13 protein-coding genes and 1 tRNA gene are annotated in these 12,696 nt (G+C 71.3%); 5 read left to right on the forward strand and 9 right to left on the reverse strand.

Annotation, left to right across the window (positions count from 1 at the left end; translation table 11 throughout):
* The first annotated feature begins 295 nt into the window (after positions 1-295).
* From ACFTQE_RS11855 to pstB, 4 genes are all read left to right on the forward strand, one after another.
* Entirely contained in the window at positions 296-1,387 is a 1,092-nt protein-coding gene (locus ACFTQE_RS11855) for a phosphate ABC transporter substrate-binding protein PstS (RefSeq protein WP_376925259.1), read from the forward strand.
* A gap of 91 nt (positions 1,388-1,478) precedes the next feature.
* Positions 1,479-2,417 (forward strand): phosphate ABC transporter permease subunit PstC, encoded by a 939-nt coding sequence (gene pstC, locus ACFTQE_RS11860; protein WP_376925260.1) that lies wholly within the window; start codon positions 1,479-1,481, stop codon positions 2,415-2,417.
* Complete coding sequence (gene pstA, locus ACFTQE_RS11865; protein WP_376925261.1) at positions 2,417-3,511, forward strand: phosphate ABC transporter permease PstA; 1,095 nt, start codon at positions 2,417-2,419, stop codon at positions 3,509-3,511. Before pstC ends, pstA begins: the two co-directional genes overlap by 1 nt.
* Before the next feature lie 20 nt (positions 3,512-3,531).
* On the forward strand, positions 3,532-4,311 hold the full coding sequence (pstB, locus tag ACFTQE_RS11870; protein ID WP_375834918.1) for a phosphate ABC transporter ATP-binding protein PstB: 780 nt from the start codon (positions 3,532-3,534) through the stop codon (positions 4,309-4,311).
* Between the two features lie 12 nt (positions 4,312-4,323).
* Here pstB and ACFTQE_RS11875 read toward each other — a convergent pair whose 3' ends face one another.
* From ACFTQE_RS11875 to ACFTQE_RS11895, 5 genes are all read right to left on the reverse strand, one after another.
* Positions 4,324-5,211: an aminodeoxychorismate lyase gene (locus ACFTQE_RS11875; protein ID WP_376925262.1), complete on the reverse strand. Its 888-nt coding sequence runs from the start codon at positions 5,209-5,211 to the stop codon at positions 4,324-4,326.
* A 230-nt stretch (positions 5,212-5,441) separates the two neighbouring features.
* Complete coding sequence (locus ACFTQE_RS11880; RefSeq protein ID WP_376925263.1) at positions 5,442-6,080, reverse strand: DNA-directed RNA polymerase subunit beta; 639 nt, start codon at positions 6,078-6,080, stop codon at positions 5,442-5,444.
* A 71-nt stretch (positions 6,081-6,151) separates the two neighbouring features.
* A tRNA-Lys gene (locus ACFTQE_RS11885) sits at positions 6,152-6,224 on the reverse strand.
* A gap of 41 nt (positions 6,225-6,265) precedes the next feature.
* Positions 6,266-6,925: a response regulator gene (locus tag ACFTQE_RS11890; protein ID WP_376925264.1), complete on the reverse strand. Its 660-nt coding sequence runs from the start codon at positions 6,923-6,925 to the stop codon at positions 6,266-6,268.
* Entirely contained in the window at positions 6,922-8,235 is a 1,314-nt protein-coding gene (locus tag ACFTQE_RS11895; protein ID WP_376925265.1) for a sensor histidine kinase, read from the reverse strand. The genes ACFTQE_RS11890 and ACFTQE_RS11895 overlap by 4 nt, the downstream gene beginning before the upstream one ends.
* Positions 8,236-8,391: 156 nt before the next feature.
* Here ACFTQE_RS11895 and ACFTQE_RS11900 point away from each other — a divergent pair, with 156 nt between their 5' ends.
* Positions 8,392-9,594, forward strand: coding sequence for a hypothetical protein (locus tag ACFTQE_RS11900; protein WP_376925266.1), 1,203 nt, complete (start codon positions 8,392-8,394; stop codon positions 9,592-9,594).
* Positions 9,595-9,670: 76 nt separating this feature from the next.
* Here the strand turns inward: ACFTQE_RS11900 and ACFTQE_RS11905 are convergent, their stop codons facing one another.
* The 4 genes from ACFTQE_RS11905 to sigK form a co-directional block, all read right to left on the reverse strand.
* Positions 9,671-9,853 carry a YegP family protein gene (locus ACFTQE_RS11905; RefSeq protein WP_376925267.1) on the reverse strand — a complete coding sequence of 61 codons (183 nt, stop codon included), beginning with the start codon at positions 9,851-9,853 and terminating at the stop codon, positions 9,671-9,673.
* A 166-nt stretch (positions 9,854-10,019) separates the two neighbouring features.
* Positions 10,020-11,060 (reverse strand): LLM class F420-dependent oxidoreductase, encoded by a 1,041-nt coding sequence (locus ACFTQE_RS11910; RefSeq protein WP_376925268.1) that lies wholly within the window; start codon positions 11,058-11,060, stop codon positions 10,020-10,022.
* Positions 11,061-11,160: 100 nt separating this feature from the next.
* On the reverse strand, positions 11,161-12,054 hold the full coding sequence (locus ACFTQE_RS11915) for an anti-sigma factor domain-containing protein (RefSeq protein WP_376925269.1): 894 nt from the start codon (positions 12,052-12,054) through the stop codon (positions 11,161-11,163).
* Positions 12,051-12,647, reverse strand: coding sequence for an ECF RNA polymerase sigma factor SigK (sigK, locus tag ACFTQE_RS11920; RefSeq protein WP_376925270.1), 597 nt, complete (start codon positions 12,645-12,647; stop codon positions 12,051-12,053). Before sigK ends, ACFTQE_RS11915 begins: the two co-directional genes overlap by 4 nt.
* Between the last annotated feature and the right edge of the window lie 49 nt (positions 12,648-12,696).

Genomic DNA, 12,696 nt, shown 5'->3' on the forward strand with positions numbered 1-12,696 from the left:
TCGCGATCGAAACGCACGCACCGCGCGCCTGAGGCCGCGGTCACCCGAGGAATCATCGCGATCGAAACGCACGCACCGCGCGCCTGAGGCCGCGGTCACCCGAGGAATCATCGCGATCGAAACGCACGCACCGCGCGCCTGAGGCCGCGGAATTCCGGGAGCGAGTCCAGTGCGACAGCGGTCGTTCACCTGCTGTTTACCGTCGTAACGGATGCTCGTAAGGCGCGCTCATTAGCGTCGCAGGCGGGTCGGCACCGGCCCACAACCTGCAATCGAACCCCGGAAGGGAATTCACGTGAACCTCAAGCGTCTCGGCGTGCCCGCCGTCATCGCCGTCACTGCGGCGATCGCGCTCAGCTCCTGTGCCACGAACGAAGGCGGCGCAGCTCCGTCGGAGTCGGCATCGACGCTCTCGGGCAACCTCGTCGGCGCGGGCGCATCCTCGCAGGATGCGGCCCAGCAGTCGTGGATCGCCGGTTTCCAGACCGCGAACCCCGACGTCACCGTCGACTACGACCCCTCCGGATCGGGTGCGGGTCGTGAGACCTTCCTCGAGGGCGCCAGCGACTTCGCCGGCTCCGACCGCGCGTTCAAGGACGAGGAGCTCGCCGCGGGCGGCTTCAAGAAGTGCGCCGCCGACTCGACGATCGTCGAGCTCCCGCTCTACATCTCGCCGATCGCGGTCATCTTCAACGTCGAGGGCGTCGACTCGCTCGACCTCGACGCGGCGACCGTTGCGGGCATCTTCGCCGGCACGATCACCAACTGGAACGACCCGGCGATCGCCGCGACGAACCCCGACGCGACCCTCCCCGACCTCGCCATCACGCCCGTGCACCGCTCGGACGACTCTGGCACCACCGAGAACTTCACCGAGTACCTCGGCGCAGCAGCTGCCGACGTCTGGACCTGGGAAGCCGACGGCGTCTGGCCGTTCGAGGGCGGCGAAGCCGCTCAGGGCACCTCGGGCCTCGTCGACGCAGTGAGCAACGGCAACGGCACCATCGGCTACGCCGACGCGTCGCGCGCCGGTGACCTCGGCACCGTCTCGATCAAGGTCGGCGACGAGTTCGTGCCGTACTCGCCCGAGGCCGCTGCCGCGATCGTCGACCACTCGCCGTTCGCCGAGGGCCGCGCAGACGGCGACCTCGCCATCGAGATCGACCGCACCTCGGAAGAGGCCGGCGTCTACCCGATCGTGCTCGTGAGCTACCTCATCGCGTGCGGCCAGTACGAGGACCCGGCGAACGTCGACCTCGTCAAGGGCTACCTCTCGTACATCGCGAGCCCCGAGGGCCAGGAAGTCGCGGCGACCGACGCCGGTTCGGCTCCCATCTCGGACTCGCTCCGCGAGAAGATCACGGCTGCGATCGACTCGATCCAGTAGTAGGTTCGTGCCCGACCCCGCTCGTTCGCGGCGGGGTCGGGCATGATCGCGTCTCCAGAATCCGACTCAAGAACTCCGAGGAACGCACCAGATGACGTCCGCACAGGCCCCGATCAAGGCGAAGCTCCGCATCGGCGACCTCGTCTTCTCCCGCTCGGCGGTGTTCGCGGGATCGATGATCCTCGTCACCTTGGCCGCGGTGGCCATCTTCCTCATCGTGCAGAGCATCCCTGCAGTGGTGGCCTCGAGCGAGGACGCCTCGATCCTCAAGACGAACTTCTGGGACTACGTCGGTCCGCTCGTCTTCGGCACGGTCTGGGCTGCCGCCCTCGCCCTCCTCGTCGCGCTTCCGATCTCCATCGGCATCGCCCTCTTCATCTCGCACTACGCGCCCCGCCGGCTCGCCTCGGTGCTCGGCTACGTCGTCGACCTCCTCGCCGCGGTGCCCTCGGTCGTCTTCGGCCTGTGGGGCATCGGAGTCTTCGCCCCGGCGCTCGTCGACGCCTACGCCTGGCTGAACGAGAACCTCGGCTGGATCCCCCTCTTCAGCGGCACGCCCTCGGCGACGGGCCGCACGATCCTGACCGCGGCCCTCGTGCTCGCCGTCATGGTCCTGCCGATCATGACCGCCATCTGCCGTGAGGTGTTCCTGCAGACGCCCGTGCTGCACGAGGAGGCGGCCCTCGCCCTCGGTGCCACGCGCTGGGAGATGATCCGCACGGCGGTGCTGCCCTTCGGCCGCTCGGGCATCATCTCCGCCTCGGTGCTCGGCCTCGGTCGCGCGCTCGGCGAGACGATGGCCGTCGCGATGGTGCTCTCCGCCTCGCCGGTGATCACCTTCCAGCTGCTGACCTCGGTGAACCCGAATACGATCGCGGCGAACATCGCACTCAGCTTCCCCGAGGCGTACGGACTGAACGTCAACGTCCTCATCGCCACCGGCCTCATCCTCTTCGTCGTGACCTTCGCGGTCAACGCCTTCGCACGCTGGATCGTCAGCCGCCGCAAGGAATTCTCGGGAGCCAACTGATGACCATCCAGACCACTCGGCCCCCGGAGACCGGCGTCGCCATCTCCAACTCGCTGACCGCCGGACGACTGCCGAAGTCGGCGCCGTGGACGATCCTCGCCGCCGCCGTCGCCGTCTCGGCCGCGGTGTTCGGCGTCGTCTCGTTCGGCTCGGGCTCCGGCTACAACTGGGGCGGGGCCCTCTTCATCGGGGCGCTGCTCTACATCCCCGCGATCTGGCTCTTCTCGACGCTCGTCGAGGGACGCCGACGGGCGATGGACCGCCTCGTCACGGCACTCGTGACGGGCGCCTTCCTCCTCGCGATGATCCCGCTCGTCTCGCTCGGCATCACGGTCGTCACGCTCGGCGCCGCCCGCTTCGACGCCGACTTCTTCTCGATGTCGATGCGCAACGTCACCGGCGAGGGCGGCGGCGCGCTGCACGCCATCATCGGCACCCTGCTCATGACGGGCGCGGCCGCGGTCATCTCGATCCCGATCGGCCTCATGACCTCGATCTACCTGGTCGAGTACGGACGCGGCAAGCTCGCCCGCGGCGTCACCTTCCTCGTCGACGTCATGACCGGCATCCCCTCGATCGTCGCGGGCCTCTTCGCCTACTCCCTGTTCGCGATCTTCCTCGGCCCCGGCACTCGCACCGGCATCGCCGGCGCCGTGGCCCTCTCGCTCCTCATGATCCCCGTGGTCGTGCGCTCGAGCGAGGAGATGCTCCGCCTCGTGCCGAACGAACTCCGCGAGGCCGCCTACGCGCTCGGCGTGCCGAAGTGGCTGACGATCGTCAAGGTCGTGCTGCCGACCTCCATCGCGGGCATCACGACGGGCATCATGCTCTCGATCGCCCGCGTGATCGGCGAGACGGCACCGCTCCTCATCGCCGCCGGCTTCACCGCGAGCATGAACTACAACCTGTTCTCCGATCGCATGCAGTCGCTGCCCGTGTACGTGTACACGCAATACGCGAACCAGGGCAATCCCCCGCAGGCCTACCTCGACCGCGCGTGGGCCGCCGCCCTCACCCTCATCCTCATCGTCATGGCGCTGAACCTCATCGCGAGGCTCGTCGCCCGATTCTTCGCGCCGAAGTTCGGCCGCTGACCCGCAAGCAAAGGAAACCCGTGTCCAAGCGCATCGAGGTCCGCGACCTCAACGTCTACTACTCGAAGTTCCTCGCCGTCGAGGGTGTGAACCTCGCGATCGAGCCCCGCAGCGTGACCGCGTTCATCGGCCCCTCGGGCTGCGGCAAGTCGACCTTCCTCCGCACGCTGAACCGCATGCACGAGGTCATCCCCGGGGCGCGCGTCGAGGGAGAGGTGCTCATCGACGGCAACAACCTCTACGACCCCGACGTCGACCCGGTGCTCGTGCGCCGTCAGGTGGGCATGGTCTTCCAGCGGCCGAACCCGTTCCCGACGATGTCGATCAAGGAGAACGTGCTCGCGGGCGTGAAGCTCAACAACAAGCGCATCTCCAAGCCCGACGCCGAGGAGCTCGTCGAGAAGTCGCTGCGCGGCGCCAACCTGTGGAACGAGGTCAAGGACCGTCTCGACCGCCCCGGCTCGGGGCTCTCGGGCGGCCAGCAGCAGCGTCTCTGCATCGCACGAGCGATCGCCGTCTCCCCCGAGGTCATCCTGATGGACGAGCCGTGCTCGGCGCTCGACCCGATCTCGACCCTCGCGATCGAGGACCTCATCGAGGACCTCAAGCAGAAGTACACGATCGTGATCGTGACGCACAACATGCAGCAGGCATCTCGCGTCAGCGACAAGACCGCGTTCTTCAACATCGCGGGCACGGGCAAGCCCGGCAACCTGATCGAGTACAACGACACCACGACGATCTTCTCGAACCCGTCGGTGCAGGCGACCGAGGACTACGTCTCGGGCCGCTTCGGCTGAGTCCGGCCCCGGTCAGTCGCGGGGCGACCGCAGGTAGTCGTTGAACGCGCGCGTCTCGACGGCGTCGCTCGCGATCGATCCCCCGTCGAGACGGGTCACCCCGACCGCGAGACGCACGCTCGAGACGAGCCAGATCGCGTCGGCGGCGGCGAGGTCGGCGATGGGGATGTCCCGGTACTCGGTGACCCGACCCGTCGATTCGAGGTGCTCGAAGAGGCTCTGCTGCGTCGTGCCGTGCAGGATCGCTCCCGACGGCGCGGGCGTCGAGTAGACGTCGCCGTGCCGGAGGATGACGCTCGATGTCGGCCCCTCCATGACGTAGCCGTCGGAGGACAGGAAGATCGCGTCATCGGCGCCGCGTCGGTGCGCCTCGCGCAGCGCCGCCATGTTGGTGGCGTAGCTGAGGGTCTTCGCTCCGAGCAGCAGCCACGGCGCGCGCTCGGCGGCGTCGTGCGCGTAGCCGCGATCGAGGGTCACGACGGCGACCCCGCGTTCGCGCACTGCGGTGAAGTCCGTCGCGGGCACGGCGTGCAGCCACGCGGTCGGGGCAGGTCCGTGCTCGACGCCTCGGCTGAGCACGAGCTTGATCGCGAACTCGCCGCGCTGCGGGAGGCGTGCGACCGCCGTGTCGATGGCCGCCCGCCACTGGGCGAGGTTCGGCTCGGGAAGTTCGCAGATGAGGGCGGAGTTGCGCAGGCGCGCGAGGTGCGGCCCGGTCTCCTGCGCGTGGCCGTCGACGACGCCGATGGTCTCGAAGATGCCGTCGCCGCGCTGGGTCGACAGCTCCCCGACGCGGAGCGCGGGAGCTGCGGCGTCGACGTCGCGCAAGGTCGACGCGACATCGAGGTCGGGAGCATCGGCGGGTGCGGGTTCGATGAGGAGCGTGACGGTCTCGGGCATGCTCCGATGCTACGCGGATGCCGCGGGCTCGCGCCGTGCCGAGGCATCCGCTCGTCGGCTCACGATGCGGTGCAGGAGCCCGGACATGCAAGAGGCCGGCCGCAGGAACGCCTCTCGGCGCGAGGCCGCTCGGAGCGGCGAATATTGGAGCCCGGGGTTACTGCGGCCGGCCACGTCAATTCTAAACGACACCGGGAGCGAGTTCATTCCCACCCGGCCGTGCAGGTTCGTCAGTCGAGCGCGTCGCGCCGCCAGAGCCGTGCGCACGCGCTGAGTTCGTCGGCCAGTTCGGTCAGGCGAAGGGCGCGGCGGGTGAAGGCCGCTGGTCGATCGGGATGCACCGCGTCCGAGGCATCCGCATCATCGGCGAGGCTCGCGAACCCGGCCGCGCAGACGCGTGCGAAGGCCGCCGCCCGGTCGAGGGCGATGGCGAAATCGCCGGTGAAGGCGCCGTGCAGCACCCGGTCGGCGACGTCGCGCACCTCGGGCGGCCCCGCGGGTGCGGCCGCGCCGGCGACGACCTGGTCGATCGTCCGCGACACGTCGGTGCCGCGCCGGTAGGCGAGGCTCAGCAACTCGGCGTCCTGCCCGATGAGCGTGCGGAGCAGGTAGATGCGCCAGAGCGCACCCGGCAGGCTCTTCGCCGACGACCGCGACCAGAGCTCGGCGATCGCGTCGATGCCGTGCCGGTCGGTGTAGTCGATGAGGCGCGCGACGATCTCCGGATCGGGGTCCGCCCGCACCCGCGCGAGCAGTGCCGCGGCGGTGTCGTGCGCGGCCCGGCTGAGCTGCGCGGGGTCGGCGCCGCCCACGAAGTCCTCGAACATGCCAGGCGGGAGCTTGGTGGGGCGATGGTAGTCGGCGGCCATTCGGAACAGGATACTCCGCTCGGCCGGACGCCGGCCGAGGCGGGCATGCAAGCTGCCGGCGCCGGGAACGGTGCCCCCCGTCAGGCTCGAACTGACGACCCGCGGATTAAAAGTCCGCTGCTCTACCAACTGAGCTAGAGGGGCTCGCCGACCATTCTTCCATGAGCCCGGTGCGCGATCGCACGTCACCCCGCCACGAGCCCGTGCTCGTACGCCCAGATGATGACGTGCACCCGGTCGGGCAGCTCGAGCTTCGCGAGGATCGCCTTGACGTGCGTCTTCACGGTGTTGCCGGTCAGGTAGAGGCGGGCGGCGATGTCCTCGTTCGAGGCGCCGGTGACGAGCAGGGCGAGCACCTCGCGCTCCCGGGCCGTGAGCGGCTCGAGCAGCGTCTCGGCGTCGACCGGCCCGGGAACCTGCGCGACGAAGTCGACGAGGCTCGCCGTCGCGCGCGGCGCGAGCATCGCGTCGCCCGCGTGCACGGCGCGGATCGCGGCGGCGAGCTCCTCGGCCGAGGCATCCTTCGTCAGGAACCCGCTCGCTCCGGCCCTGACCGCTGCGAACACGTATTCGTCGAGGTCGAAGGTGGTCAGCACGAGCACCCGGCTGGCCGGATGCTCCGCGCGCACCCGCTTCGTCGTCTCGATGCCGTCGAGCCGGGGCATCCGCACGTCCATCACGACGACGTCGGCACGGTGCACTCGGAGCCGTTCGAGGAGCTCGATGCCGTCGGCGGCCTGCGCGACGAGCTCGAGGCCGGGCGACGCCTCGAGCATGACCTCGAGGGCGGAGCGCATGAGCTCCTGGTCGTCGGCGAGTGCGACCCGGATACGCGGGCCGGTCATCGCGCCCCCTCCTCGGATTCGCCCGCGACGGCGAGCGGCAGCCTCGCGACGACGCGCCACCCCGGTGCATCCGAGTTCGGCCCGGCCTCGAAGTCGCCGCCCGCCTGCTCGACCCGTTCGCGCATGCCCCGCAGTCCGCGCCCGGCGGCGAGGGCGGCGCCGTCGGCCGGTGGCGGCCCGTCGTCGACGACGGTGACCGTGAGCACCTCGCCCCAGTCGAGTCCCACCCGTGAGTGCGTGGGCGGCGATGCGTGCCTGATCGTGTTGGTCAGCGCTTCCTGCACCACCCGGTAGGCCGTCAGGCCGACGCCCGGCCGCACCTCGGCGGGGCTGCCCGAGACGAACAGCTCGGCGCTGCGCTCCGGCGCCTGCGAGCGCTCCACGAGCGCTGGTAGGCCGTCGAGGCCGGGGCTCGGTTCGCGGGGCGCGGTGTCGCCCGGCGAACCGAGCTCTGCCGGCGACCGGTCGGGCGCGGCACCGGATGCTCCGTCGGGCACCGCGGCGAGCGCACCGAGGAGTCCGCGCATGTCGGCCATCGCGGCACGTCCGGTCGAGACGACGTGCTCCACGGCGCCGCGGGCGCGGTCGTCGTCGCGCCCGACGAGCAACCGCGACGCCTCGGCCTGCGCGACCATCACCGCGAGCGAATGGGCGATGACGTCGTGCAGCTCCCGGCCGATCCGACGGCGCTCCTCGGCGACCGCGCGCAGCTCTCCCTGATGCCGGAGCTCGGCGGCCTGTGCGATCGCGAGCTCCTGCGCCGCCCGCTTGCGGAGCGCCTCGCGCCGGTACCGCCCGAGCGCCCAGGCGGCGCCGATGCCGCCGGCGAGCGAGCCGAACAGCGTGAGCGCCGCCCAGGGGCTCGCGATCATCGCCGCGTCGCTCTCGCGTCCTGAGAGGAGCACCGTCCAGGTGACGATCCCGGCGCCGACGACGCCGACGACGAGCGCGGCGATCCCCGCGAGGTGGTCGTCGCTCGCGGCGGCGGCGTAGACGACGGCGAGGTAGACGAGCGAGCTCGCCTGCATCACGGCGAGCCCCGGCATGCCGGGCAGGCTCGCGATCACGAGGGCCAGCATGAGGGCGGATGCCACGACGATCGCCGCACGCGGCCACCGCCGCCGCACGGCGACGGTGAGGTGCAGCATGCCGTAGAGCGAGAGGACGACGACCGACCATCCCGCCGCCGGGCCCGACTCGTCGAGCACCTCCACAACGGTGAACGGCAGCAGCGCGGCCGCCGTCACAGCCGTCCACGCCCAGTCGGCCGGGCTCGGACCCCCCGCAGGGGCCGTCGTGGCATCCTTCATCGGCCCCACGCTACCGGCCGTGCCGAACCGTTCGGGTCACCCGCACGGGTGAGGCGACGAGGCCCGCCGTGCCGGGAGGCTGTCGGTGCGGGCCGGATCCGGCCCTCCGGGCGACCGCCGATCGGGCGGCCTCCCGAGCGACGAAGAGGAGCATCGATGACGTCCGTCCGAGAACCGGCCACCGGTTCCATCGCAGCGCCCCCGGCGCCGTCCACGCGACTGCTGCGCGCACTCGGCGCAGTCGCCCTGCTCGCCTCCGCGGCGATCCTCACGTTCGGGCTCGTCTGGTGGCTCGTGCCCGAGTCGAACCCGTTCGCGACCGCGACGTCGGAGAGCCCGGCGAGCGCCCTGCTCGGCCCCGCCTGGTTCGCGGCGGCCGTCGTCGCGACGGGCGCCGTGGGCCTCGTGGTCGCGATCGCGACCGCCGCCCCCGCGGCGCTCGCCCGGCGGGCCCCGCTCATCGCCGGCGCGGCGGCGCTCTGCGCCGTCGCCGTGGCATTCGTGCTCGGCGACACCGGAACGATCACCCTCGCCGGCTACCTGTTCGGACTCGCCGCGGTCATCGCCGGCATCGTGACGACCGCGGTACTCGTCGTGCGGGCGCCCCGCCTCGGCGTGCCGCTGCTCGTGCTGCTCGCGGCACTCATCGGCATGGCGGTCTGGTCGGCCGGGCTCACCTGGGCCGGCGTGACCACCTTCCTCGCCTCGTTCGGCGCCGCGCTCGCCGCCCAGGGCATGCTGATCCTCATCTCCGCCGTCTCCGTCGTCGCCGTGCTCTCGTGGACAGCGATCGCGATCGTTGCGGGACGCACCACCCGCGGACTGCGCCGCTTCGAGGGGTGGCTCGTGCGCCACCGACGCGCTCTGACCGTGCTCGCCGCGCTCGGCCCGCTGCCCTACGCGGTCATGCGTGCGAGCTGGCTCACCCCCTGGCCGTTGTTCGCCCCGGCACGCGGCGAACTCGATCCCGCGACGCTTGCGACCGGCCTCATGCTCGGCTCCGGTGCGGTCGCTGCGAGCATCCTGACGCTCGGGCTCATCCTGCGATGGGGGCGGGTGTTCCCGAGCTGGATGCCCCGCGTCGGCGGCCGCCCGGTGCCGGCCCGACTCGCCGTCGTGCCCGGTCTCGCCGCCGCCACGGTCATCACCATCTCGGCGGTGCCGATCATCCTGCTGACGCTCGATGCGGACTCGCTGGACGCGATGATCGTGTTCAACCTCGTGCTGCCGATGTGGTTCTGGGGGCCCATGCTCGCACTCGCGGTCTGGGCGTATGCGGCCTGGCGGCGGACGATCGACGGTGTCGACGTCGTCGCGATCGACGATGCGGCCGGCACCGGCACCTCGACGGCACGCTGATGCCGACGGGCCCCGCACACCACCGGCACGCTCGATCGCTGCCCGTTCCCGGGCACCGCCTCGGCGGGCGCTCGAACTACGCGGTCTGGTCGACGATGGGTGCGTCGGGGGCGTTGGTGCGCACCGACTCGATGCCGTTCTGCGCGGCCGCCTTCGTCGTGTAGGCCTCGGATGCCGCGATCGTCTGGCCGTTGCCGGCCTTCAGTCGGAACCTGAACTGTCCGCTCGCATCCTCGTAGAGCTCGAACGTTCCCGCCATGGCGGCTCCTCCCCAGGTGTCCCTTGCGTCCGCTTCATCGCGGGCACGATCTCACGCTAGCCCCGTACCCGGCCCGGGCGCCAGAGGCAGGCGCGACTTCGCCGGGATTGTTCGCAGCCGCGACATCCGCTCATCGACCGATCGAAGCGGATGCCGCGGCGCGAGGTCAGCCGACGATCGAGCGCAGCCCGGCCATGAGCGCGACCCGCTCGGCGGAATTGCGGGCGAGCGGGGTCACGGCGAGGGTCGTCACGCCGGCCTCGGCGAATGACGCGACCCGCTCGGCGACGTGACCGGCCGGACCGATGAGCGAGATCGCACTGACGAGCTCGTCGGGCACCGCGGCGATCGCCTCGTCCTTGCGCCCCTCGAGGTAGAGGTCCTGGATGTGCGCGGCCTCGGCCTCGAAGCCGTAGCTCGAGATGAGCTCGTTGTAGAAGTTCTTGCCACGGGCGCCCATGCCCCCGATGTAGAGCGCGAGCTGCGGCTTCACGAGCGGCAGCACCTGCTCGGGGTGGTCGGTGATCGCGAACGCCGGGCTCGCGAAGATGTCGAGCGGTGCGAGTTCGGGGGCGCGCTTGGCGGCGCCCGCGGCGAGCGCGTCGCCCCACACCCCGGCCGCCTGCTCGGGGTGGAAGAACATCGGCAGCCAGCCGTCGGCGATCTCCGCGGTCTGCTCGACCGACTTCTGGCCGAGGGAGGCGATCGTGATCGGGATGCGCTCGCGCAGGGGGTGGTTGATGAGCTTCAGCGGCTTGCCGAGGCCCGTGCCCTCCCCTGCGGGCAGCGGGATCCGGTAGCGGCGACCGTCGTGCACGACCGGTTCGCGGCGCCAGACCATGCGGCAGATGTCGACGAGTTCGCGGGTGCGGCCGAGCGGGGCGTCGTAGGGCACGCCGTGGAAGCCCTCGATGACCTGCGGGCCGGATGCCCCGATGCCGAGCTCGAAGCGCCCGTCCGAGACGAAGTCGAGACCGGCTGCGGTCATCGCCGTGAGGGTGGGCGTGCGCGTGTAGAGCTGCAGGATGCCGGAGGCGAGGGTGATCGTCGACGTGCGGGCCGCGAGGAAGCCGAGCTGGCTCACGGCGTCGAACGAGTACGCCTCGGGCACGGCGATGAGGTCGACGCCCGCGCGCTCGAGTTCGACGACCTCGTCGGCGACCTCCCGGAAGCCGCCCGCGTAATTCAGGAACATGCCGACGCGCATCCGAACTCCTCATCGTGTGCTGGGCCCGGCCGTTCGGCCACGGGCACTCAGACCCTAACCGAGAGGCCGCGGCGCCGGGGCATCCGTTGTCGCAGGTCGACTACGTGGGGATGACGACGATCGGTTCGGTCGTGGGTTGCGGCGAACCGCCCGCGGGCTCGACGGTGACGCCGACTGCGACGCCCGGTGCGAAGTCGCCCTCGAGCACGCGCCAGGTCTCGTCGCCCTGCACGTCGAAGGTGCCCGCCGACTGCGCGCCCGCGTCGTCGATGTACCAGAGCTCGTAGGTCGAGTCGGCGCCGACATCGGGCAGCCCCTCGACGACGACGCCGGAGCGGCCCTGCTCGGCCGACCAGTAGAGCGTGACGGCGCCGCCGCCCTCGAGCTCGTGCGTCGACGACTCCACGTCGGGCGCCTCGGCGATCGCCGCCATCTCGCGCTGCGCGCCCCAGCCGTTGGGTCCGGCCCAGCCGATCCCGATGATCGCCCCGGCGATGAGCACGACGGATGCCGCAGCTGCCGCGATGATCACCCCCGGACGCTGGAACCAGCGACGCTTCGCGGCGCGCTCGGCCGGGCCGGGTTCGCGTGGTGGGGCGGGCGCCGCCGCGGGAGCCGCAGGCGTCGGAGCCGCCGGCGCCGAGGCGTCCGGAAGCTGCTGCGGCGGTGCAGCGGGCACCGGGGCATCTGGAAGCTGCTGCGGCAGGCCGTCGAGCTGCGCCATGAGCCGGGACTTCAGGTCGGGCGGCGGCTCGACGGGCGCGGCGGCGCCGGCGAGCAGGGCCGCCGTCTCGGCGAACCCGTCGGCGTCGCCCCGCAGCTCGGGGTCGTCGGCGAGTGCACGCTCGACGGCCTCCCGTTCGTCGGCATCGACCGCGTCGAGCGCGTACGCGGCGACGGCGTCGCGGAGCGCGTCGAGCTCGTCGATCCCGTCGGGCGCGGACTCCTCGCGACTGCCGTCGTGCTCGTCGCGCGGCTCGTTCGGCTCGCTCATGTCGTCACCCCCAGTGCGGTTCGCAATCTGATCATCCCGTCTCGCAATCGGGTCTTGACCGTGCCGAGCGGCACCTCGAGGCGGTCGGCGATCTCAGTCTGCGTGAGCCCGCCGTAGTAGGCCAGCGAAACACACTCGCGTTGCAGTTCGCTGAGTTCGTCGAGCGCGTCGACGACGCGTTCGTGCTCGACCCTGATCTCGACCGCTTCGGCGACCGTGTCGACGGGCACGTCGAGGTCGCGCACCCCGATGCGGAGGTCGCGATCGCGCGCCGCCTGGGAGGCCCGGATGCGGTCGACCGCTCGGCGATGCGCGAGGGTGAACATCCACGCGAGGGCGCCGCCACGGGCCGCGTCGAATCTCGGGGCCGTCTGCCAGATCTCGAGGTACACGTCCTGCGTCACCTCCTCGGCCTGCGCCGGGTCGACCACGAGCCGGCGCACGAGGCCGAAGACCCGCGCCGACGTCTGGTCGTAGAGCGCGCCGAAGGCGTCCCGGTCGCCCGTGCCGACGCGCGTGAGCAGTTCTTCGGCGGTCGGACCGGGCACCGGCGCAGTGAGGTCACTGTCGCGGTCGGCCACGCGCCCCAGCATGCCAGATCGGGTACCGGTCGTCGTGCGGGCCACGACGACCGCGCGCTGC

Source organism: Agromyces sp. NPDC056965 (assembly GCF_042673425.1).
Classification (GTDB): domain Bacteria; phylum Actinomycetota; class Actinomycetes; order Actinomycetales; family Microbacteriaceae; genus Agromyces.